This window comes from Streptomyces sp. NPDC053367 (assembly GCF_044545925.1).
Lineage (GTDB): Bacteria > Actinomycetota > Actinomycetes > Streptomycetales > Streptomycetaceae > Streptomyces.
Map to the genome: position 1 here is coordinate 419647 of NZ_JBITYN010000001.1, position 22366 is coordinate 442012.

At 70.2% G+C, this 22366-nt stretch carries 20 protein-coding genes and 1 riboswitch; of the genes, 7 read left to right on the forward strand and 13 right to left on the reverse strand.

The genetic code is table 11. The annotated features are described in order from the left end of the window. The first annotated feature begins 30 nt into the window (after positions 1–30). Together ACIGXJ_RS01930 and ACIGXJ_RS01935 are read left to right on the forward strand one after the other, a co-directional pair. Complete coding sequence (locus ACIGXJ_RS01930; RefSeq protein WP_399640267.1) at positions 31–774, forward strand: rhomboid family intramembrane serine protease; 744 nt, start codon at positions 31–33, stop codon at positions 772–774. Then, positions 771–1052, forward strand: coding sequence for an Lrp/AsnC family transcriptional regulator (locus ACIGXJ_RS01935; protein ID WP_037652980.1), 282 nt, complete (start codon positions 771–773; stop codon positions 1050–1052). Before ACIGXJ_RS01930 ends, ACIGXJ_RS01935 begins: the two co-directional genes overlap by 4 nt. A gap of 85 nt (positions 1053–1137) precedes the next feature. Here the strand turns inward: ACIGXJ_RS01935 and ACIGXJ_RS01940 are convergent, their stop codons facing one another. The 6 genes from ACIGXJ_RS01940 to ACIGXJ_RS01965 all read right to left on the reverse strand — a co-directional run bounded on the left by ACIGXJ_RS01940 (position 1138) and on the right by ACIGXJ_RS01965 (position 8284). Beyond that, positions 1138–2514, reverse strand: a complete 1377-nt coding sequence (locus ACIGXJ_RS01940) for an aminotransferase class V-fold PLP-dependent enzyme (protein ID WP_399640270.1) — start codon at positions 2512–2514, stop codon at positions 1138–1140. A gap of 133 nt (positions 2515–2647) precedes the next feature. Continuing rightward, a riboswitch (SAM riboswitch) is annotated at positions 2648–2765 on the reverse strand. Positions 2766–2853: 88 nt separating this feature from the next. Beyond that, positions 2854–3918 carry an anthranilate phosphoribosyltransferase gene (trpD, locus tag ACIGXJ_RS01945; RefSeq protein ID WP_399640273.1) on the reverse strand — a complete coding sequence of 355 codons (1065 nt, stop codon included), beginning with the start codon at positions 3916–3918 and terminating at the stop codon, positions 2854–2856. A 166-nt stretch (positions 3919–4084) separates the two neighbouring features. Then, entirely contained in the window at positions 4085–5722 is a 1638-nt protein-coding gene (locus ACIGXJ_RS01950; protein WP_399640276.1) for a cytochrome bc complex cytochrome b subunit, read from the reverse strand. Next, positions 5719–6777, reverse strand: coding sequence for a Rieske 2Fe-2S domain-containing protein (locus ACIGXJ_RS01955; RefSeq protein ID WP_399640278.1), 1059 nt, complete (start codon positions 6775–6777; stop codon positions 5719–5721). Before ACIGXJ_RS01955 ends, ACIGXJ_RS01950 begins: the two co-directional genes overlap by 4 nt. After that, entirely contained in the window at positions 6774–7586 is an 813-nt protein-coding gene (locus ACIGXJ_RS01960) for a c-type cytochrome (RefSeq protein ID WP_399640280.1), read from the reverse strand. Before ACIGXJ_RS01960 ends, ACIGXJ_RS01955 begins: the two co-directional genes overlap by 4 nt. Before the next feature lie 77 nt (positions 7587–7663). Continuing rightward, positions 7664–8284, reverse strand: coding sequence for a heme-copper oxidase subunit III (locus ACIGXJ_RS01965; protein WP_399640282.1), 621 nt, complete (start codon positions 8282–8284; stop codon positions 7664–7666). Positions 8285–8450: 166 nt separating this feature from the next. On the opposite strand from ACIGXJ_RS01965, the gene ACIGXJ_RS01970 reads away from it, so the two are divergent. Continuing rightward, the gene (locus ACIGXJ_RS01970; protein WP_399640284.1) at positions 8451–8852 is read left to right on the forward strand and encodes a hypothetical protein; all 402 of its coding nucleotides are present in this window, start codon (positions 8451–8453) and stop codon (positions 8850–8852) included. Between the two features lie 104 nt (positions 8853–8956). Here ACIGXJ_RS01970 and ACIGXJ_RS01975 read toward each other — a convergent pair whose 3' ends face one another. The 4 genes from ACIGXJ_RS01975 to coxB all read right to left on the reverse strand — a co-directional run bounded on the left by ACIGXJ_RS01975 (position 8957) and on the right by coxB (position 13453). Continuing rightward, the gene (locus ACIGXJ_RS01975) at positions 8957–10216 is read right to left on the reverse strand and encodes an Ig-like domain-containing protein (RefSeq protein WP_399640287.1); all 1260 of its coding nucleotides are present in this window, start codon (positions 10214–10216) and stop codon (positions 8957–8959) included. A 146-nt stretch (positions 10217–10362) separates the two neighbouring features. Then, positions 10363–10761 carry a cytochrome c oxidase subunit 4 gene (locus ACIGXJ_RS01980; RefSeq protein WP_399640290.1) on the reverse strand — a complete coding sequence of 133 codons (399 nt, stop codon included), beginning with the start codon at positions 10759–10761 and terminating at the stop codon, positions 10363–10365. Next, a complete protein-coding gene (ctaD, locus tag ACIGXJ_RS01985; RefSeq protein ID WP_399640292.1) occupies positions 10758–12497 on the reverse strand; it encodes a cytochrome c oxidase subunit I in 1740 nt (579 codons plus the stop codon). The genes ACIGXJ_RS01980 and ctaD overlap by 4 nt, the downstream gene beginning before the upstream one ends. Continuing rightward, a complete protein-coding gene (gene coxB, locus ACIGXJ_RS01990) occupies positions 12494–13453 on the reverse strand; it encodes a cytochrome c oxidase subunit II (RefSeq protein ID WP_399640295.1) in 960 nt (319 codons plus the stop codon). Before coxB ends, ctaD begins: the two co-directional genes overlap by 4 nt. A 259-nt stretch (positions 13454–13712) precedes the next feature. On the opposite strand from coxB, the gene ACIGXJ_RS01995 reads away from it, so the two are divergent. Next, positions 13713–15089: a cysteine desulfurase/sulfurtransferase TusA family protein gene (locus tag ACIGXJ_RS01995; RefSeq protein ID WP_399640298.1), complete on the forward strand. Its 1377-nt coding sequence runs from the start codon at positions 13713–13715 to the stop codon at positions 15087–15089. Positions 15090–15171: 82 nt separating this feature from the next. Here the strand turns inward: ACIGXJ_RS01995 and ACIGXJ_RS02000 are convergent, their stop codons facing one another. Continuing rightward, the gene (locus ACIGXJ_RS02000) at positions 15172–16146 is read right to left on the reverse strand and encodes a carbohydrate kinase family protein (RefSeq protein WP_399640300.1); all 975 of its coding nucleotides are present in this window, start codon (positions 16144–16146) and stop codon (positions 15172–15174) included. A 130-nt stretch (positions 16147–16276) separates the two neighbouring features. Here ACIGXJ_RS02000 and ACIGXJ_RS02005 point away from each other — a divergent pair, with 130 nt between their 5' ends. Together ACIGXJ_RS02005 and ACIGXJ_RS02010 are read left to right on the forward strand one after the other, a co-directional pair. Continuing rightward, the gene (locus ACIGXJ_RS02005; protein WP_399642161.1) at positions 16277–16489 is read left to right on the forward strand and encodes a hypothetical protein; all 213 of its coding nucleotides are present in this window, start codon (positions 16277–16279) and stop codon (positions 16487–16489) included. Positions 16490–16661: 172 nt separating this feature from the next. Then, a complete protein-coding gene (locus ACIGXJ_RS02010; RefSeq protein ID WP_399640302.1) occupies positions 16662–18209 on the forward strand; it encodes a hypothetical protein in 1548 nt (515 codons plus the stop codon). Between the two features lie 97 nt (positions 18210–18306). Here the strand turns inward: ACIGXJ_RS02010 and ACIGXJ_RS02015 are convergent, their stop codons facing one another. Further along, positions 18307–18663 (reverse strand): iron-sulfur cluster assembly accessory protein, encoded by a 357-nt coding sequence (locus tag ACIGXJ_RS02015; protein ID WP_010037217.1) that lies wholly within the window; start codon positions 18661–18663, stop codon positions 18307–18309. A 274-nt stretch (positions 18664–18937) separates the two neighbouring features. On the opposite strand from ACIGXJ_RS02015, the gene nadA reads away from it, so the two are divergent. After that, on the forward strand, positions 18938–20122 hold the full coding sequence (gene nadA, locus ACIGXJ_RS02020) for a quinolinate synthase NadA (protein ID WP_399640305.1): 1185 nt from the start codon (positions 18938–18940) through the stop codon (positions 20120–20122). A gap of 15 nt (positions 20123–20137) precedes the next feature. Here the strand turns inward: nadA and ACIGXJ_RS02025 are convergent, their stop codons facing one another. Beyond that, entirely contained in the window at positions 20138–22306 is a 2169-nt protein-coding gene (locus tag ACIGXJ_RS02025) for a PQQ-binding-like beta-propeller repeat protein (RefSeq protein ID WP_399640308.1), read from the reverse strand. Between the last annotated feature and the right edge of the window lie 60 nt (positions 22307–22366).

Consider the following 22366-nt stretch of genomic DNA (forward strand, 5'->3'; position numbering starts at 1 on the left):
ATGCGTCCGGTTACGCCATGCTCTGTGTTCGTGATCAGCAACTGGAGCGCGGTGGCCGGGCGGGCGGCCGGGGTGATGCGGCGGCCGGCGGCGCCGATGACGTACGCACTGATCGGCCTGTGCTGCCTGATCTTCCTGATCGGCCCGGCGGCGGGCCTGAACCCGGCCTACGGCTCCGGGGAGGAGCTGTACGCCGCCCAGCGGGCCTGGTTCCGGCGCTGGGGGGTGGTCCCGGCCGAGCTGTTCGAGGGCGCCGCGAGGTCCGCGCTGACCCCGGCGACGGCGCTGTTCGTGCACGGCAGCTGGGTGCACCTGCTCGGCAACATGCTGTTCCTCCACGTCTTCGGGGTGATGACCGAGGAGCGCATGGGCCGGATCGAGTTCACTCTCTTCTATCTCGGCTGCGGCTGTCTCGCGCTGCTGGGCTACGCGGGGGCCAACGCCGACTCCCCGCAGTCGCTGGTGGGGGCGTCCGGGGCGATCTCCGCGGTGCTGGGGGCGTTCCTGGCCCTGTTCCCCAGGGCCAGGGTGACCAGCCTGCTGCCGTTCCTGTTCTTCCTGCCGCTGCGGTTCCCCGCCTGGGTCGTGCTGCCCTTCTGGGCGGCCCTGCAGTGGCTCGCCGCGGGGCGGGCCCCGGACGGGCCCGGGGTGGCGTACCTGGCCCACCTGGTGGGCTTCGGGCTGGGCTTCGCCTACGCGTGGGCCCGGTACGGCCGTACGACTAGAGTGAAGGACGCCCCAGCTCCGGCCCCCGAGGGAGAGAACCAGCCGTGATCACCGCGATCGTTCTGATCAAGACCAGCGTGGACCGGATTCCGGAGATCGCCGAGCAGATCGCTTCGCTGGAGAGCGTGAGCGAGGTCTTCTCCGTCACGGGCACGTACGACTTGATCGCCATGGTCCGGGTGCGGGAGCACGAGGATCTGGCGGATGTCATTCCCGGGCGGATCAGCAAGATTCCCGGGGTCGAGGCGACGGACACGCATGTGGCGTTCCGGACGTACTCGCAGCACGACCTCGAGGCCGCGTTTGCGATCGGGCTGGATTCCTGACGCCTGCCGACAAGGTGGGCGCGGGGCCGTACGCGTCTGCCGGTCGTTCTCGGCCGATCGCGCAGTTCCCCGCGCCCCTGGGTAGCTACACCGCGGGGACGCAGCGGCCTTCCACCGTCCTGTACTGCCACTTCGCGCCCTGCGTCACCAGTTCCTTCACCGCGCTGACGAACCTGTCCACGTGCTCGTCGGGGGTGCCCGCGCCGAAGCTGACCCGGATGGCGTTGAGGGACTTCTCGCCTGGGGCGGCCTCGGGGGCTCCGCATTCGCCCTGGGTCTGGGGGTCGGTGCCCAGCAGGGTGCGGACGAGCGGGTGGGCGCAGAAGAGGCCGTCGCGGACGCCGATGCCGTACTCGGCGGAGAGGGCGGCGGCGAAGTGGGAACTGTTCCAGCCGTCCACCACGAAGGAGATCACGCCGACGCGCGGGGCGTCGTCGCCGAAGAGGGAGAGGATCCGCACCTCGGGGACCTCGGCGAGGCCCGCGCGGACCTTGGCGATCAGGTGCTCCTCGCGGGCGACCAGGGTGTCCCAGCCCGCCTCGGTGAGGGCCTTGCAGGCGGAGGCGATGGAGTAGGCGCCGATGACGTTCGGGGAGCCGGCCTCGTGGCGGGCCGCGGTGTCGTGCCACTCGACGTCGACCCCGCCGTCCTCGCGCCGGGTGACCTTGCGGCTGGCGCCGCCGCCCGCGAGGTAGGGCTCGGCCTCGCGCAGCCAGTCGGCACGGCCGGCGAGGACGCCGGAGCCGAAGGGGGCGTACAGCTTGTGCCCGGAGAAGGCGACCCAGTCGACGTCGAGGTCGCGGACGGAGACGGGGTGGTGCGGGGCGAGCTGGGCGGCGTCCAGGACGATCCGGGCGCCGTGGGCGTGCGCGGCGGCGGCCAGCTCGCGCACCGGCCACAGCTCACCGGTGACGTTGGAGGCGCCGGTCACGCACACCAGGGCCGGGCCGTACGGGTCACGGGCGGCCAGGGCCCGCTCCAGCGTCTCGACGGCCTGGGCGGGGGTGCGCGGGGCGTTGAGGTAGGTCACCCGGGCCACGTCCTGCCAGGGCAGCAGCGAGGCGTGGTGCTCGGTCTCGAAGACGAAGACCTGGCAGCCGGCGGGCAGGGCCCGCGCGAGCAGGTTGAGGGAGTCGGTGGTGGAGCGGGTGAAGACCACCTGGTCGTCGGCGCGGCAGTCGAGGAACTCGGCGACCGTCCCGCGGGCGTTCTCGAACAGGTCGGTGGACAGCTGGGAGAGGTAGCCGGCACCGCGGTGCACGCTGCCGTAGTACGGGGCGTAGGCGGCCACGTCGTCCCAGACCCGCTGGAGCGCCGGGGCGCTGGCCGCGTAGTCGAGGGCCGCGTAGGTGACCTCGCCGCCGGTGACGAGCGGGACGGTGACATCCCGGCCCAGAACGGGCAGCGCCTCCGAGATGTCACGGCAGACGGACTGGTCGGTGGCAGCACTGAAGACGGACATGGCGGAACTCCCGTGAGACGTGAGGAGGAAGGAGAGAGAAAGGGTGTGCGGAGGCGGGGCTCGGCGGCCCTATCGCATTCGCTTGCTCACGGAAGGCTCCCTCGGACGACCCAGGACCCCTGGTTTCGCGAGGGGTCCGCGCTTGCCGCAGGCCTTGCTGCCGTGCGGCCTGGTCTTCACCCGGGGCACCCCGCCACGGACGGAGGGTTGCCGGACAGTCGGCCGGGGCCTCATGACTGTCACTCATGACCTGGTACAGGAACGTACGCGAAATGATCGTCGCCCCGCAACCCGTGTCCGGATCGCGGAACGACGACCGCCGTACGGTGCGGGGTGCGGTCAGCTGTTGCTGACCGTCACCCAGCGGTCGAGCGTGCGCCGGGCCGCGCCCGAGTCGACCGACTCGGCGGCCTTCGCCATGCCGGCCCGGATCTGCTCGGCCAGCGGGGCGCCGGTGGGCTCCAGGGCGACCAGCGCGGCCGCGGAGTTCAGCAGGACGGCGTCACGGACCGGGCCCTTCTCGCCGTCCAGCAGGCGGCGGGCGACCTCGGCGTTGTAGGAGGCGTCCGCGCCGCGCAGGGCCTCCACCGGGACCAGGTCGAGGCCGACCTCGCGCGGGTCGAAGGACTCCTCGGTGACCTCGCCGTCGCGGACCACCCACACCCGGGAGGTGGCGGTGGTGGTCAGCTCGTCCAGGCCGTCGTCGCCGCGGAAGACCAGCGAGGAGTTGCCGCGCTCGGCGAGGACGCCCGCGACGATCGGTGCCATGCGCGCGTGCGCGACTCCGACCGCCTGCGCCTTCACCTTGGCCGGGTTGGTCAGCGGACCGAGGAAGTTGAAGGTGGTGCGGATGCCCAACTGGCCGCGGGCCGCCGCCACATGACGCAGCGCCGGGTGGAACTTCACCGCGAAGCAGAAGGTGATGCCGGCCTCCTCGGCGACCTCGGCCACCCGCTGCGGGGTGAGCTCCAGGTTGACGCCGAGCTTCTCCAGCACGTCGGAGGCGCCCGAGGCGGAGGACGCGGCGCGGTTGCCGTGCTTGACGACCTTCGCGCCGGTGCCGGCCACCACGATGGAGGACATGGTGGAGATGTTCACCGTCTTGGCGCCGTCGCCGCCGGTGCCGACGATGTCGACCGTCTCCCCCGGCACGTGGATGACGTTGGCGTGCTCGTACATCGCACGCACCAGACCGGTGATCTCCTCCACCGTCTCGCCCTTGGCGCGCAGCGCCACCGCGAACCCGGCGATCTGCGCGTCCGTCGCCTCGCCCCGCATGATCCGGTCCATCGCCCACGCGGTCGCCTCCGCGCTCAGGTCGTGTCCGTCCAGCAGGGCGTTCAGCACCTCGGGCCAGGAACGGCCCGCCGCGGTGTCGCCTCCAGCGGGGGTCACAGCGCTCATCAGCCGCTCCTGATCGTCGTGAGGGAAGAGTGTGATCCCACCCTATCCAGCCGGGGCCGGGCCCGAAGGCCCCCGTCCGAACCCCGGACGGCCCCGGGCACGGCGAAGGGCCTCACCCCGGTCGGCCGGGGTGAGGCCCTTCAGCGTGGCGTGGCGAGCGCAGCGATCAGTGGTGGCCGTGGCCGCTCGTGATCTCCTTGTACTCCTCGACGGTCGGCTTCGGGATCTGGGAGTCCTCGCCGAAGTACGCGTTGCTCAGCTTCGCGCGCAGCTTCTCGGAACCCTTCACCTTCCGCTCGACGCCGTTCTCGTCGACCGTCGGGCCGATCTCGGCCGGCTTGTACTGCTCGTGCGCGGTGAGCGTGTGCAGCGCCTCCTGGCTGAGCGGCTCGTGCACCTCGATGTACTCACCGTGCGGCAGGCGCTTGATCGTGCCGGTCTCGCGGCCGTGCAGCACCTTGTCCTTGTCGCGGCGCTGCAGGCCGAGGCAGATCCGCTTGGTGACGACGAACGCGATGACCGGTCCGGCGAAGAAGCTGATCCGGACGAACCAGGTGACCGCGTTGATCGACAGGTGGAAGTGGGTGGCCACGATGTCGTTGCCGCCGCCGATCAGCATGATGATGTAGGCGGTGACCCAGGCGACACCCAGCGCGGTGCGGGTGGGGGCGTTGCGCGGGCGGTCCAGGATGTGGTGCTCGCGCTTGTCGCCGGTGACCCACGACTCGATGAACGGGTAGACCGCGATCGCGGCGAGGAACACACCGAAGAGCACCAGCGGGACGAACACACCGAGGACCAGCGTGTGGCCCCACAGGTTGATCTCCCAGCCCGGCATGGCACGGATCAGACCCTCGGCGAAGCCCATGTACCAGTCGGGCTGGGCGCCCGTGGACACCTGGTCCGGACGGTACGGGCCGATGGCCCAGATCGGGTTCACGGAGGCGATGCCGGCCAGCGCCGCGATCACACCGAAGACCAGGAAGAAGAAGCCTCCGGCCTTGGCCATGTAGACCGGCAGCAGCGGCATGCCGACGACGTTCTTGTTGGTCTTGCCGGGACCCGCGAACTGCGTGTGCTTGTGGTAGAAGACCAGGATCAGGTGGCCGACCACCAGACCGAGCATGATGCCCGGCAGCAGCAGGATGTGGATCGAGTAGAAGCGGGCCACGAAGTCGGTGCCCGGGAACTCGCCGCCGAACAGGAACATCGAGATGTACGTACCGACGAGCGGCACGGACAGGATCGCGCCCTGCGTGAAGCGGACACCGGTGCCGGAGAGCAGGTCGTCCGGGAGCGAGTAGCCGGTGAAACCGGTGAACATGCCCAGGACGAACAGCAGGAAGCCGAACAGCCAGTTGATCTCACGCGGCTTGCGGAACGCGCCGGTGAAGAACACGCGCATCATGTGCACGAACATGCCGGCGAGGAAGATGATCGCCGCCCAGTGGTGGATCTGCCGGATGAGCAGACCACCGCGGACGTCGAAGCTGATGTCCAGCGTGGAGGAGAACGCCTCCGACATCAGCTGGCCCTGCAGCGGCACGTAACTGCCGTGGTACTCCACCTCGTTCATCGACGGGTGGAAGAACAGCGTCAGATACACACCCGTGAGGATGATGATGATGAAGCTGTAGAGGCAGATCTCACCCAGCATGAACGACCAGTGGTCGGGGAAGATCTTGCGCATGTTGGCCTTGGCCAGGGAGTAGATCCCGAGCCGGCCGTCGGCCCAGTCGGCGATCCGCTCGCCGGCCGGTGCCTTCCCGCGAGCGCGGGACTCAGTGGTGTCGTTGGTGCTCATCCGCGCTCCCAGAAGGCAGGACCGACGGGCTCTTCGAAGTCGCTGAGCGCCTCGAGGTAGCCCTCGTCGTTCACGCCGATGCGCAGCTGCGGCAGGGCGTGACCGGCGGGACCGAAGATCACCCGGGCACCGTCGGACAGGTCGAAGGTGGACTGGTGGCAGGGGCACAGCACGTGGTGCGTCTGCTGCTCGTACAGCGAGATCGGGCAACCGACGTGGGTGCAGATCTTGGAGAACGCCACGATGCCCTCGTGCGACCAGTCGAGCTCGCGCTTGTCCTTGATGTCCTCCGGCTGGAGCCGGACGATCATCAGGGCCGCCTTGGCGATCTCGTTCTGGAAGTCGTGGTCGTGCTCCTCCAGGCCCTCGGGCTTGGCGAAGGTCAGCGAGCCCACGGCGACGTCGGAGGGACGCAGCGGCTCGTTGGTGTTCATGTTGACGAGCAGCTTGCCCTTGCGCCACATCGTGTGGCGCAGCTTGTCCTCGGGCAGCGGGCCGAGGTCGCGCAGCAGCACGACACCGGACAGCGGCACCAGGGCGACCGCGCCGAGCATGGTGTTGCGGATCAGCTTGCGCCGGCCGATCACCGACTCCTTGGCGCCCTGGCGGAAGTCCTCGTGGACCTTCGCGCGGACGTCGGCGGGCGCCTCGATCGGGTGACGGTCGTCGGCGACCTCCACGTCGGACATCAGGGTGCGGGCCCAGTGGACCGCGCCCGCGCCGATGCAGAACAGGGCGGCGCCGAGGGTCAGACCCAGCGCGAAGTTCAGCGCGTTGAGGTGACCGATCGGGAAGATGAAGACCGACTTGTCGTGCGGGATCGCCACGTACGAGGCGATGAAGCCGATGGTGGCCAGCATCGACACCGTGAACAGCAGGGCGACCGTGCGCTCGGACCGCTTGGCGGCCCGCTCGTCGATGTCCTGGATCCGGTGCTCGTGGGGCGGCAGGCCCGGGTCCGCGAACGGGTTCTTCTCGTCCGCGACGCTCACCGCGCCGTGCGCGGTGCCCTGCTCAGCGGGCAGGTTCTCTTCTGGAATGTCTTGGCTACTCATGACTTCTTGGCCTTTGCGGTCCGAGCGGCGACCCAGACGGCGACCGCGATCAGCGAGCCGAGGCCGAAGATCCAGCCGAAGAGGCCCTCGCTGACCGGCCCGAGGCCGCCCAGCTCGAGACCACCGGGGCTCTCCGTCTCGTCACTGTTGACCGCGTCGAGGTACGCGATGATGTCCTTCTTGTTCTGCTCCGACAGCGTGGTGTCGGGGAACGAGGGCATGTTCTGCGGGCCGGTCTGCATGGCCTCGTAGAGGTGCTTGGGGTCGACGCCCTCGAGGGACGGGGCGTACTTGCCCTTGGTGAGCGCGCCACCCTTGCCGGTGAAATTGTGGCACTGCGCGCAGTTGGTGCGGAAGAGCTCGCCGCCCTTGGCGATGTCCGCGCCCTCGGGGCCGTACTGCTCCTCCGACGGAACGGACGGGCCGGCGCCCAGCGAGGCGATGTACGCCGCGAGCTGGTCGATCTCGGCCTGCGAGTAGATGTTCTTCTTCCGCGGCACCTGGGCGCCCTGGGAGGTCGCCGCCGGCATACGGCCGGTGCCGACCTGGAAGTCGACGGCCGCGGCGCCCACGCCGACCAGGCTCGGACCGTCGGAGGTGCCCTGACCGCCGGTGCCGTGGCAGCTGGCGCAGCCTACGGCGTAGAGCTTCTTGCCCTCGTCGATGGTGAGGGACTGGGCTGTTTCATCGGCCTGCGCCTTGTCCGCGGGCGCGAACACGGCGTACAGCCCCCCAGTGGCCGCCAGCGCGAGGAGTAGGACGACGACCGCCGCCAGCGGATGGCGTCGTCGTGCGGAGAGCTTTTTCACGGATTACCCCGGTGTCAGGATCTTCTGCGTCGATGCTTGGATGTGCGCTTCGGGAACGCGCGGTGGATCGGGTCCCGCTACTTGATCATGTAGATCGTGGCGAAGAGGCCGATCCAGACGACATCGACGAAGTGCCAGTAGTAGGACACGACGATGGCGGCGGTCGCCTGCTCGTGGGTGAACCTGCGGGCCGCGTACGTACGCCCGAGGACCAGCAGGAAGGCGATGAGACCGCCCGTCACGTGCAGGCCGTGGAAGCCGGTGGTCAGGTAGAACACCGAGCCGTACGGGTCGGAGGACAGGGAGAGCCCGTCCTTCTTCACCAGCTCCGTGTACTCGAAGACCTGACCGCCGATGAAGATCGCACCCATCACGAAGGTGACGATGAACCACATCCGGAGCTTCTTCACGTCACCGCGCTCGGCGGCGAACACGCCGAGCTGGCAGGTGAGGGAGGAGAGCACCAGGATCGTGGTGTTCGTCGCCGAGAACGGGAAGTTCAAGGCCTCGGCCTTTTCCGCCCAGAACTCGGGACCGGTCACCGATCGCAGGGTGAAGTACATCGCGAAGAGGGCCGCGAAGAACATCAGCTCGGAACTCAGCCAGATGATGGTTCCGACGCTGGTGAGGTTCGGTCGATTGACCGACGGGTGCGCGTGCCCGGTTTCTACTGTCGTTGCTGTCGCCACGACCGACATTATGTCGGTCGCTTATCCCGCCCTCACTCCGGGGGGTGCCGTTCGGAGTGTTGCTGCCCGCCGAACCGGTGTTGACGTGGTGTTCAGGGGGAGGACGACAGGAGTAGCATCCGGCCCAACGGCCCCGCCCGTCCTGTCCGTACGACGCCGACGTCTCGGAGGAACAATGCAGCCGACCGCCACGGTGCTGGTCTACAGCGACGACTCCAACACCCGGGAGCAGGTGCGGCTCGCCACCGGCCGGCGACCGGCTCCGGACGTGCCGGTCGTGGAGTTCGTGGAGTGCGCCACGCCCGCGGCCGTGCTGAGCGAGCTGGACAAGGGCGGGATCGACGTCTGCGTCCTCGACGGGGAGGCCGTGCCCATGGGGGGCATGGGGATGTGCCGGCAGATCAAGGACGAGGTGTTCGCGTGCCCGCCCGTGCTGCTGCTCATCGGGCGGCCGCAGGACGCCTGGCTCGCGACCTGGAGCCGGGCCGACGCGGCGGTGACGCATCCGGTGGACCCGGTGGAGTTCGCCTCCGCCCTGGCGTCCCTGCTGCGGCAGAAGCGGCTCCAGAGCGCCTGAGCACCGTGGGGGCGCGCGGTCACCGGGCGGCTGCGGGCCGTCCGTGGCCTGCCGCGCCCACGCGGCGCGGCAGGTCGGTACGGCCCCGCGCCTCCCGAGGTCCCTCACGCCGCGGCCGGCCGTAGCCTCGCGACCTCTTCCTGGGTCTGGCCCGCCGACGTGCCCTCGCCCAGGAGAGCGCTGCCCTCGCGCCACTTCTCCCAGGGGACGTTCCAGTCGCCGAAGCCGTTGCCGAAGGATTCCATCGTGTGCCCGCCGGAGTTGACGACCTTGACGACGTCGCCCTCGCGGACGTGCTCGAAGAACCACTGGGCGTTGCCGGTGCTCATGCCGGTGCAGCCGTGGCTGACGTTGGCGTAGCCCTGGGAGCCCACGGACCAGGGGGCGGCGTGGACGTACTCGCCGCTCCAGGTGACGCGGGTGGCGTAGTAGACGGGCAGGTCGTACGACTCGGCGGAGCCCTCGGCGATGCCGATGCTGGTGCCGCGCATACGTACGTAGTACTCCTTGCCCAGCACGACCTTGACGCCGTTGCGGGTCTCGAAGCCGGGTTTGCCCGTGGTGACCGGCAGGGACTTGATCTCCTTGCCGTTCTTGTAGACGGTCATGTAGTGCGAGGCGGCGTCGGTGACGGCGATGACGCTGTCGCCCGTGGTGAGGGTCACGGGCTTGGCGCTGCCGCCCCAGAGCCGGTCGCTGATCTTGATGCCCTCCAGGTTGCTGCGCACCCGGATCGTGGCGTGGGCGGGCCAGTAGTCCTTGGGCCGGTAGTGCAGCTTCTGGTCGTCCACCCAGTGCCAGGCGCCCGCGGCGTACGGGACGGAGTCGACCTTGAGGGCGCGCTCGACGACGGCGCGCTGGGCCCTGTCCCTGACCGGCTTGCTCAGCTCGGCGGTGATGGGCTGGCCGACGCCGTACTGGCCGGTCCTGGGGCCGAAGGTGACGTCCAGGCGCTTCTGGGTGCGGGGCTTGCCGGTGTCGAAGGTGACGACCTTGCGGCCGGGGGCGCCGTCCTCGTCCTCGGTGCTCACCCGGACCGTGTAGCGGGCGTTCGCGGCCAGCGGTGAGGTGCTGTGCCAGCGGGTGCCGTCGGCGGAGAGTTCGCCCGCCACATGGCGTCCTGCGGCGTCCACGGCGGTGACGTCGGTGATACGGCCGTCGTCGTCCTCGGCCGTGATCTCCAGGGGCTTGTCCGGATCGGCCTTCTTCCCGTCGCCCTCGGGGGCGTTGAAGGAGACCTGGTCCGCGGCGTCGTACGGCGCCGCGGACAGCGGGTTGCCGTCGGCGCCGCAGGCCGCGAGGGCCGGGCCGAGGCTCATGACCAGCAGGATGCAGCCGGCGACGATGCGCGGAGAGGTGCTCATGGACTCAACGTAGGAAGCTTCGTCAACAGCGGCGCGCCGGGTGACACGGACGAGGTACCGCCAGTGGGCGAAACGGAGGAACCCGGACCCTCCTGACGGAGTGTCCGGGTTCCTGAGCGCTCAGCGCGTGTTACTGGGAGCCGGGCTCACTGGGTGCGGTTCTCACCGCGGTAGTACTCGAAGACCCAGCCCCAGAGGCCGATCAGGATGATCGGAGCGGCGAAGTACAGCAGCCACCAGCCCACGGCCACGCCGAGGAACGCGATGGCGCCACCGACCGCCAGCGCCAGCGGCTGCCAGCTGTGCGGGCTGAAGAAGCCCAGCTCACCGGCGTCGTCCGCGACGTCGGCCTCCTTGTTGTCCTGGGCACCGGTGTCGACCCGCTTGGCCGTGAAGCCGAGGTAGAAGCCGACCATGATGCACAGGCCGAAGGCCAGGAAGAGCGCCGTCGTACCGGCCGGCTCCTTCGACCACACGCCGTAGAACACGGCCATGACGAGGATGAAGACGCTCAGCCACATGAACATCTTGCCCTGGATCTTCACTTGCCGGCCTCCTTGCCGCCCGCCAGCGCGGCGGCTTCCTGGGAACCGTGGCCCAGCTGCTCGAGCGCGGCGATCTCAGGGTGGTGCAGGTCGAACGCCGGGGATTCGCTGCGGATCCGCGGCAGGGTGAGGAAGTTGTGGCGCGGCGGCGGGCAGGACGTCGCCCACTCCAGGGACCGGCCGTAACCCCAGGGGTCGTCGACCTCGATCTTCTTGCCGTACTTGGCCGTCTTCCAGATGTTGTAGAAGAACGGCAGGACCGACGCGCCGAGCACGAACGAGCTGATCGTGGAGATCGTGTTCAGGGCGGTGAACCCGTCGGCCGCCAGGTAGTCGGCGTAACGCCGCGGCATGCCCTCGGCACCCAGCCAGTGCTGGACCAGGAACGTGCCGTGGAAGCCGACGAACAGCGTCCAGAAGGTCATCTTGCCCAGGCGCTCGTCGAGCATCTTGCCGGTGAACTTCGGCCACCAGAAGTGGAAGCCGGAGAACATCGCGAACACGACGGTGCCGAACACCACGTAGTGGAAGTGCGCCACCACGAAGTACGAGTCGGAGATGTGGAAGTCCATCGGCGGCGAGGCCAGGATGACGCCGGTCAGACCACCGAAGGTGAAGGTGATCAGGAAGCCGGTCGCCCAGAGCATCGGCGTCTCGAAGGACAGCGAGCCCTTCCACATCGTTCCGATCCAGTTGAAGAACTTCACACCGGTCGGGACGGCGATGAGGAACGTCATGAAGGAGAAGAACGGAAGGAGCACGCCGCCGGTGACGTACATGTGGTGCGCCCACACGGTCACGGACAGACCCGCGATGGCGATGGTCGCCGCGATCAGACCCTGGTAGCCGAACATCGGCTTGCGGGCGAAGACCGGGATGACCTCACTGATGATGCCGAAGAACGGCAGGGCGATGATGTACACCTCCGGGTGTCCGAAGAACCAGAAGAGGTGTTGCCACAGCAGGGCTCCGCCGTTGGCCGCGTCGAAGACATGGGCGCCGAACTTGCGGTCGGCCTCCAGCGCGAACAGGGCCGCGGCCAGCACCGGGAAGGCCAGCAGGACCAGGACACCGGTCAGCAGGACGTTCCAGGTGAAGATCGGCATGCGGAACATCGTCATGCCCGGGGCGCGCATGCAGATGATCGTGGTGATGAAGTTGACCGAGCCGAGGATGGTGCCGAAGCCGGAGAAGGCCAGACCCATGATCCACATGTCGGCGCCGATGCCCGGGCTGCGGACCGCGTCCGACAGCGGGGCGTAGGCGAACCAGCCGAAGTCGGCCGCACCCTGCGGGGTGAGGAAGCCGGCGACGGCGACGAGCGAGCCGAACAGGTACAGCCAGTAGGCGAACATGTTCAGCCGCGGGAAGGCGACGTCGGGGGCACCGATCTGGAGCGGCATGATCCAGTTCGCGAAGCCGGCGAACAGCGGCGTCGCGAACATCAGCAGCATGATCGTGCCGTGCATCGTGAACGCCTGGTTGAACTGCTCGTTCGACATCATCTGCAGGCCCGGGCGGGCCAGCTCGGCGCGCATGAGCAGCGCCATGACTCCGCCGATGCAGAAGAACGCGAACGACGTGACCAGGTAGAGCGTTCCGATCGTCTTGTGGTCGGTGGTCGTCAGCCACTTCACCACGACGTTGCCGGGCTGCTTGCGCCGGACCGGCAGCTCGTCCTCGTAGTACGAGTCTTCGGCTGCCCCGGCACCCTGAGGTTCGTTGAGGATGCTCACAGGTTGTTCGTCTCCCGGTTCTTCTCATGGGCGGTCTGCTCGATGCCCGCGGGAACGTAACCGGTCTGCCCCTTCTTGGCGAGGTCCTTCAGGTGCTGCTCGTAGCGCTCCGGCGAGACGACCTTCACGTTGAACAGCATCCGGGAGTGGTCGACGCCGCACAGCTCGGCGCACTTGCCCAGGAAGGTGCCCTCCTGGTTGGGGGTCACCTGGAAGGCGTTGGTGTGGCCCGGGATGACGTCCTGCTTCATCAGGAACGGCACCACCCAGAAGGAGTGGATGACGTCGCGCGAGGTCAGGACGAAGCGGACGGTCTTGCCCTTGGGCAGCCACAGGGTCGGGCCGGGGTTGCCGGTCTGCGGGTTGCGCTCACCGGGCGTGCCGCAGGTGTAGACACCGCCGGCGTTCGCCGGGAACGCGTCCTTGTAGCGGTCCGGGATCGCGTCCAGTTCCTTGGCCTTCTTGGCGTCGCCCGTGGAACCTTCGACGTTCTCGATGTAGTTGAAGCACCAGCTCCACTGGAAGCCGACCACGTTGACCGTGACGTCGGGCTTCTTCGACATGTCGAGCAGCTTCGACTCGTCGCGGGCCGTGAAGTAGAAGAGGACCGAGACGATGATGATCGGGACCACCGTGTACAGCGCCTCGATGGGCACGTTGTACCGGGTCTGCGGAGGTACCTCGATCTTGGTGCGGCTGCGCCGGTGGAAGATGGCACTCCAGAGGATCAGGCCCCACACCAGCACGCCGACGGCGAGCGCGGCAGCCCAGGAGCCCTGCCACAGGGAGAGGATCCGCGGAGCCTCTTCTGTGGTGGGGGTGGGCATGCCAAGGCGGGGGAAGTCCTTCCATGTGCAACCGGTGGCGGTCGCCAGGACCAGGCCCGCGGTCAGTGCCTGCAGCAGCTTCCGCCGCATCGGGCGCCGCGGCGAGCGGTCGGAGCCGTTGGGACTCACGTAGCGCCTTCCCGAGAGTCTCGCCCGCGCGTATTGGCTGCGGCCTTCTCGCTGGTCGGTCGCCGCCCTGCGTCGGGCAGGGGTTTGGATGTTTATGCGGACCAAACCCTAGCCGACGCCCTCCGGGGGTTCGCGGGGAGGGGTGCCTAGTCACTCCGTGGGTTCGCTGGTTTGGCGGGTGCGGGTTCGTCGTGGCCGTTCGCGCAGTTCCCCGCGCCCCTTGAGGACGTTGCCCTTCGGGACGATTTAGCGTTTCCGTATGTCCTACTTCGACGCTGCTTCCAGTGCTCCGCTCCATCCCGTGGCCCGTCAGGCGCTGTTGGCCTCTTTGGATGAAGGGTGGGCCGATCCCGCGCGGTTGTACCGGGAGGGGCGGCGGGCGCGGATGCTGCTGGACGCCGCGCGGGAGGCCGCGGCGGAGGCGGTGGGGTGCCGGCCCGACGAGCTCGTCTTCACCCCTTCGGGAACGCGGGCGCTGCACACCGGTGTGGCGGGGGCGTCGGCGGGGCGGCGGCGCGTCGGACGCCACCTGATCGTGTCATCGGTCGAACACTCCGCCGTGCTCCATTCGGCCGAGGTGCACGAGCGCGCGGGGGGCACGGTCACTCATGTGGGTGTCGACCGGACGGGACGGGTGAGCCCGTCGGCGTACGCGGAGGCGCTGCGGGAGGACACCGCGCTGGCGTGTCTGCAGTCGGCCAACCACGAGGTGGGGACCGTGCAGCCGGTGGCGGAGGTGGCCGAGGTGTGCCGGGCGGCCGGGGTGCCGCTGCTGGTGGACGCGGCGCAGTCGCTGGGGTGGGGTCCGGTGGAGGGCGACTGGTCCCTGTTGACGGGGAGCGCCCACAAATGGGGCGGTCCGTCAGGGGTCGGGCTGCTCGTCGTCCGCAAGGGGGTGCGCTTCGCGGCCCAAGGACCGGTGGACGAGCGGGAGTCCGGGCGAGCGGCCGGCTTCGAGAACATCCCGGCGATCGTCGCGGCCGTGGCGTCCCTGCGGGCGGTGCGCGCCGAGGCCGCCCAGGAGGGGGTACGGCTGCGGGAGCTGACGGAGCGGATCCGGGTGCGGGTGCCGCGGCTGGTGCCGGACGTGGAGGTGGTCGGCGACCCGGACCACCGGCTGCCCGGCGTCGTCACCTTCTCCTGCCTCTACGTCGACGGCGAGGCGCTCCTGCACGAGCTGGACCGGGCCGGTTTCTCCGTCTCCTCGGGCTCGTCCTGCACGTCCAGCACCCTGACGCCGAGCCATGTCCTGAAGGCCATGGGTGTGCTGACCGAGGGCAATGTGCGCGTGTCCCTGCCGATGGGGGCGGTGTCCGAGGACGTGGACGGCTTCCTGGACGTCCTGCCGGCCGCGGTGGCCGCCGTACGGGAGAAGCTGGGCGCCCCGGCGCCGGTCGCGGCCGTCGTCCAGGACGAGCTGGTCGTCGACGCCCTGGGCAAGCGCTGCCCGATCCCGGTCATCGAGCTGGCCAAGGTGATCGGGGACGTGCCGGTGGGCGGCCTGGTCAGGGTGCTGTCCGACGACGAGGCGGCCCGGCTGGACATCCCGGCGTGGTGCGAGATGCGCGAACAGCAGTACGTGGGCGAGGAGAAGGCGGAGAAGGGAACCGCGTACCTGGTACGCAGATCGAGCTGAGCCGGCCGGGGCGCGGGGCTGTGTCGGCATGCGGCTACCGCCGCGTGAGCGCGCTCAGACCCCGCGGCCCGGACCCGGCCGATCAGCTCAGATGCCCGCGGACCTCGTCCGCCGCGTCATGCCCGTACGCCTTGGTGAACCGGTCCATGAAGTGCGCCCGCCGCAGCTGGTACTCCTGCGTACCGACGGTCTCGATCACCAGCGTGGCGAGCATGCACCCCACCTGCGCCGCCCGCTCCAGCGAGACCCCCCAGGCCAGCCCGGAAAGGAACCCTGCCCGGAAGGCGTCGCCGACACCGGTCGGGTCGGCCTTGCGGTCCTCCTCGGGGCAGCCGACCTCGATGACCGGCTCGCCCACGCGCTCGATGCGCACGCCGCGCGAGCCGAGCGTGGTCACCCGGTGGCCGACCCTGCCGAGGATCTCGGCGTCCGTCCAGCCCGTCTTGGACTCGATGAGGCCCTTCTCGTACTCGTTGGAGAAGAGGTACGTCGCCCCGTCCAGCAGTATCCGGATCTCCTCGCCGTTCATCCGGGCGATCTGCTGGGAGAAGTCGGCGGCGAACGGGATCCTCCGCGTCCGGCACTCCTCCGTGTGGCGGAGCATCGCCTCGGGGTCGTCGGCGCCGATCAGGACGAGGTCGAGGCCGCCGACGCGGTCGGCGACGGTCTTCAGCTCGATCTGGCGGGCCTCGCTCATCGCGCCGGTGTAGAAGGAGCCGATCTGGTTGTGGTCGGCGTCGGTGGTGCACACGAAGCGGGCGGTGTGCAGGGTCTCGGAGATGCGGACCGAGCCGGTGTCGACGCCGTGCCGGTCCAGCCACGCCCGGTACTCGTCGAAGTCGAAGCCGGCCGCGCCGACCAGGATCGGCTTCGTGCCGAGCTGGCCCATGCCGAACGCGATGTTCGCGCCGACTCCGCCGCGCCGCACGTCGAGGTTGTCGACCAGGAAGGAAAGCGAGACCGTGTGCAGCTGGTCCGCGACGAACTGGTCGGCGAACCGGCCGGGGAAGGTCATGAGGTGGTCGGTGGCGATGGAGCCGGTGACTGCGATGCGCACGGCGTGGGTCTCCTGGGTGGAGGGGTAATGACAGTCCACGCTACCCGGTGGACGGGGCGACCCAGAAGCAGGCAAAACTACCCGATAGTAGATCTTTCTTCGTGAGCGCGGTCGTGCATACGGTGCGGTCATGACGAACCTCAAGGCTCCCGCCACCCCCGCCCAGGCCGACCTCGACGGCGACCTGGCGTCCCTGCGCGGCGACTGTGCCCGGATGGCCCCGCACTGGGCGGCCCCGGAACGGCCCGACGCCCGCCCGGTCTCCCCCGCCGGCATCCACGGCGTGACGGTGCCGCCGGCGTCGGCCCGGCTGCTGGACGCGATGTCGGACTACGGCGACTGAGCCCGCGTGCCCGAACGGCCGACAGGCCCGGAAAGAGCCGATCGCCCCGCCGGCTCACCCTGAGGAGTGAACCGGCGCACGGCAGGGAACCTCACGCTCCCCCGGCGCGTCTCATCGCCGTCCCCCCTCGCGGGGAGGCGAGAGACGACCCTTCAGCAGCAGGAGCGATGCGGTGAACACCGAGCGATCCGACAACCCCGACCGCGACGACGTCGTCGCGGATGAGGCAGGCACGTCCGCCGAGGAGCGGCCGGGGCGGCGCCGTCCGCCCGTCGTCGCGTCCGTCGCCGCGGCCGTGCTGCTCGTCGCGGGCGGCGGTGCCTACCTCGCCGCCTCCGCGACCGGCGGCTCCGACGGCACGGGCCGCGCGTCCGGTGCGCCCGGCGGTGACGGCACTCCCCCGCCGCTGGTCCTGGACGGCTGGTCCGAGGGCGGCGGCGCCGGTATCGCGCCGGGCGAGCCCGACCCGAACGGCGCCGTCTACCGGGCCGAGGGCGCGCTGCCCGACGGCCCCGACTCGGCGCCGGTGTACCGGGCGAGGGGCGAGGTCACCCAGGCCGACGTGGCGAAGCTGGCGGCGGCGCTGGACATCGACGGCACCCCGGTCCTCCAGGGCCAGGCCTGGCGGGTCGGCCCGAAGGACGACTCGGGGCCGACGCTCCAGGTGAACCGGCAGGCGCCGGGCACCTGGACGTTCCACCGGTACGCGCCCGGCACGGACAACTGCAAGCCGAAGGCCACCTCGTGCCCGCACCGCGGCCCGATGGCCCCGGCCGCCGACCCGGTGAGCGAGGACGCGGCGAGGAAGGCGGCCGCGCCGGTGCTGAAGGCCGTCGGCCAGGACGACGCCAAGATCGACGCGAGCCAGGTCATGGGCGCGCAGCGGGTGGTGAACGCCGACCCGGTGATCGGCGGACTGCCGACGTACGGCTGGGCGACCGGGCTGACGGTCGGCGGGGACGGCGAGATCGTCGGCGGCAACGGCCAGCTGAAGGCGCCGGTGAAGGGCGACACCTACCCGGTGCTGGGCGCGCGCGAGACGCTGGACCGGATGAATGCCGGCTCGCTCCGCGCGGGTTCGGGTGTCGGCGGGTGTGCGAGCCCGGAGCCGCTGGGCGAGTCGGGGCAGATCGCGCCCTGTGACCCCGAGCCGCTGGACAAGCAGACCATCGAGGTGCGCGAGGCGGTCTTCGGGCTGGCGACGCATGTCGTGGACGGACGGCAGGCGCTGGTGCCGTCGTGGCTGTTCGAGGTGCGGGCGCCGGGGGCGGAGGACACCTTCACGGTGACGCATCCGGCGGTCGAGCCGCGCTATCTGGCCTCCCCCGCTCCGGACAGCCCGCCGCCCGGTGAGCCGACCGCTCCGCCGAGCCCGCGCCCGTCCGCGCCGGGCCAGGACGAGCCGACCGCCACGCCGAGCCCGCGCGATGTGCGGGTGGAGGCGTACGAGGCCGAGGGCCGTGAGCTGACGGTGCGCTTCACGGGCGGGGTGTGCGCCGACTACGAGGTGGCCGCGTCGGAGAGCGCGGACCGGGTGACGGTGACGGTGACCGAGAAGCCCTGGCCGGGCAAGATGTGCATCCTCATCGCCAAGGTCTTCCACCGGACGGTCCAGCTGGACGAGCCGCTCGGCGAGCGCCGGGTGGTCGGCTCGGACGACCGGGGCGTGCCGCTGGACAAGCCGGGGGCGCGGCTGCCGGGGGCGTCCACGGCCCGGTAGCGAAGGCGGAGAGACGGAGAGACGGACGGCGGCGGCCCCCCTTGTGAAAGGGGGACCGCCGCCGTCGTGCGCCTCGTGCGACCTCAGGAAGTGAGGCTCAGCTGAAGGAGTCGCCGCAGGCGCAGGAGCCGGTCGCGTTCGGGTTGTCGATCGTGAAGCCCTGCTTCTCGATCGTGTCCACGAAGTCGATCGTGGCACCGCCGAGGTAGGGGGCGCTCATGCGGTCCGTGACGACCTTCACACCGCCGAAGTCCTTCTCCACGTCGCCGTCGAGCGAGCGCTCGTCGAAGAAGAGCTGGTAGCGCAGGCCGGAGCAGCCGCCGGGCTGGACGGCGACGCGCAGGGCGAGGTCGTCACGGCCTTCCTGGTCGAGCAGGGCCTTGACCTTGGACGCGGCGGCGTCGGTCAGGATGATGCCGTCGGTGACGGTGCTGGTCTCGTCCGATACGGACATCTACATCTCTCCCGGGTTGTACGGAGACTGCTTGCCGACGGTTGCAACCGGCGGGGCCTCGGATTCATTCCGGGCCGGTCCTTCATCTGATGCCGGGCCGGTCCTTCTTTTCATGCTCGCACACCGGCTCCGGGGCGGGAAATGTCCCGCGGCACAGCCCTCCGGGGCGGCATGGGGATTCACGTCACATCGACACTATGGCCATCGTCAAACTGACGTGAAGCGGTTATGATAGATAGCGTCAGTTCGACGAAAAGAAGAAAGGGTGCGTGTCGTGACCACCGCCCAGACCCCGGACCTCGACGTCCAGCCGTCCCCGCTCGCCCTGCTGCTCCTCGGTCGTGAGGCCGACCCGAAGAGCGAGCGCGGTGTCGAGTGTCCCGGTGACCTTCCGTCGCCGTCCGACCCGGACCTGGTCGAGCGGGCCCGTGCCGCCAAGGAGAAGCTCGGCGACAAGGTGTTCGTGCTCGGCCACCACTACCAGCGCGACGAGGTCATCCAGTTCGCGGACGTCACGGGCGACTCCTTCAAGCTGGCCCGGGACGCGGCCGCGCGCCCGGAGGCCGAGTACATCGTGTTCTGCGGTGTGCACTTCATGGCCGAGTCCGCGGACATCCTCACCTCCGACGACCAGAAGGTCGTGCTGCCGGACCTGGCCGCCGGCTGCTCGATGGCCGACATGGCCACCGCCGAGCAGGTCGCCGAGTGCTGGGACGTGCTGACCGAGGCCGGCATAGCCGAGCAGGTCGTGCCGGTGTCGTACATGAACTCCTCGGCCGACATCAAGGCCTTCACCGGCAAGCACGGCGGCACCATCTGCACCTCCTCCAACGCGCAGCGCGCCCTGGACTGGGCGTTCGAGCAGGGCGAGAAGGTCCTGTTCCTGCCGGACCAGCACCTCGGCCGCAACACCGCCGTCCGCGACATGGGCATGTCCCTGGACGACTGCGTGCTCTACAACCCGCACAAGCCGAACGGCGGTCTGACCGTCGAGGAGCTGCGCGCGGCGAAGATGATCCTGTGGCGGGGCCACTGCTCGGTGCACGGCCGCTTCAGCCTGGACTCGGTGAACGACGTGCGCGAGCGCATCCCGGGCGTCAACGTCCTGGTGCACCCCGAGTGCCGGCACGAGGTCGTCGCCGCGGCGGACTACGTCGGCTCGACCGAGTACATCATCAAGACGCTGGAGGCGGCCCCGGCCGGCTCCAAGTGGGCCATCGGCACCGAGCTGAACCTGGTCCGCCGCCTGGCGAACCGTTTCGCTCCCGAGGGCAAGGAGATCGTCTTCCTCGACAAGACGGTCTGCTTCTGCTCGACGATGAACCGCATCGACCTCCCCCACCTGGTCTGGGCGCTGGAGTCCCTGGCCGAGGGCAACCTCGTCAACCGCATCGAGGTCGACAAGGAGACCGAGGCGTTCGCCAAGCTCGCCCTGGAGCGCATGCTCGCCCTGCCGTAGGCGGGGCGGCGCCCGTCACCCCGAGCCGGGTCTGCGCTCGGGGTCGGCGGGGTCGAGGCTGAAGACGGTGCCGTCGCCGGTGGCCACCACCAGCGCGCCCTCGTAGAGCAGCACGCCGGGGCCGAGCATGCCGCTCGAGGCCCCGGTGCGCGGCAGGGTCTCCCACAGCACGGTGCCGTCCCGCCCGTCGAGGGCCGCCACCCGGCCGCTGCCGGTGGCCAGGTACACGGTGTCCGCGGCGGCGTCGTACGTGGCGGCGCCCGGCTGCTCCAGGCTGGTCCGGGTCCGCCACCGCTGCTCCCCGGTGAGCGGGGACACCGCGGTGACCACGCCGCCGTCGGAGACGAACCACAGCATCCCGCCCGACAGGGTCGGCTCCCCCTCCAGGCTCCCGGCGAGCTTCACCGTCGTACGGGCGCCGGTGTCCGGATCCACCAGCTCCGTCCGGTCGTACTGCCCGCCCTCCACGATCAGTTCGTCGGTGTCGGGCGAGCGCAGCAGCACCAGCCGCCCGTCGACGGTCCCGGCCAGGCCGCTGTCGGCGGGGGTCGTCAGCCGGCGTGCCGAGCCGTCCGCCGGGTCGAGGACCAGGATCAGCTGCTCCCGGACCGAGTCCCCCAGCCATGTGCACTCCCCGTACGCCTCGCGGCCGCCCGGCCGGAACGAGCAGTAGTAGCCCTTGGGCAGCGGCACGCTCCAGCGCACGGCACCGGTGCGCGGATCCCTCGCCGTCACGCTGCTGCCACCGTCGTCGGAGGTGAGGACCAGCCCCGCGGACAGGGCCAGATCGACGTTCTCGTCCCTGACGTGCTGCGTCCACAGCCGCTTGCCGGTCCTCGCGTCGAGCCCCACGATGTCGCTCGGGGAGGTCTCGTCGTCCTCGAACGTCATGATCGACTGCTGCACCAGCAGCGTGCCGTCACGCACGCCGAGGAGTACGGCGTTGTACGTCTCCTTCTCCGGGTCGATCGTGGCGGCATCGGCTCGCCAGAGGGTCCGGCCGGTCCGGGCGTCCAGACGGACGGGCGGGATGTCGTCGCCCGCGCAGTAGACGGCGTCCTGGTGCGTCAGACACGCGGGCTCGCCGGCCGGTGTGCGCCCGCCGCCCGACGTCCCCATCTGCACGCCCCCGGCCTGCGTCTCGAACACCGTGGTCTGCCAGGGCAGCCAGCCGTCCGGCAGCGCCCGGTCCGGGCTCTCCGCCTGACCGGGCCCGATCAGCAGATACGCCGTCAGGCCGAGCACCAGCGCGCCGACCGTGCCGGTCGCGGCGAGCAGCGGGCGCACCCGGCGCCGGCGTCCTGGCCGGCCGGCCGCCCCCGTGTCCGGTGAGGCCTTGGCGCCGAGGATCACCGTGGCCGGGTCCTCATCGTCGCCCTCCGGCAGCACCGCCGCGAACTCCTTGGCCAGCTCGTCCAGCCGGGGCCGGTCCGCGGCCTCCTTGGCCAGGCAGCGCTCCAGGATGTCGCGCAGCGGCTGCCGTACGCCGTCCAGGACGGGGGCGTCATGGACGACCCGGTACGCCGTCAGATAGGGGCTGTCCGCGTCGAAGGGGCCCCGGCCGGTGAGGGTGAACACCAGCAGCGCGCCGAGCGAGAAGACGTCGGAGGCGGGGCCGACCGAGCGGGCGTCGGTGAGCTGCTCGGGAGACATGAACGGCGGGGTGCCGATCATCTGGCCGGTCTCGGTGAGGGTGCTGTTCTCGGCGGCCCGGGAGATGCCGAAGTCGATGACGCGGGGGCCGTCGCCGGCGATCAGGACGTTGGCCGGTTTGAGGTCGCGGTGCACGACTCCGGCCCGGTGGATGTCCCGCAGCGCCTCCACCAGGCCCAGGGCGAGCCGGCGCAGTTCCGCCTCCCCGACGGGGCCCTGCTCGCGGATGCGGGTGGCGAGGGAGAGGCCGGGCACGTACTGGGTGGCCATCCAGGGCCGCGCCGCGTCCGGGTCGGCGTCCACCACCGGCGCGGTGAAGGCGCCGCTGACCTTGCGGACGGCCGCGATCTCCTGCCGGAACCGGGCGCGGAAGACGCCGTCCTGCGCGTACTGGGCGTGCACCACCTTGACGGCGACCTCGCGGCCGGAGCGCGCTCTGCCCCGGTAGACGACGCCCATGCCACCGGCTCCCAGCCGGTCGAGCAGCTTGTACCCGCCGACCGATCCCGGATCGTCCTTGTGCAGCGGCACGCTCCGATCCCTCTCCCCCGTACGCCAGTCGAGACAGCAGGATACGAGGCCCGGACACGG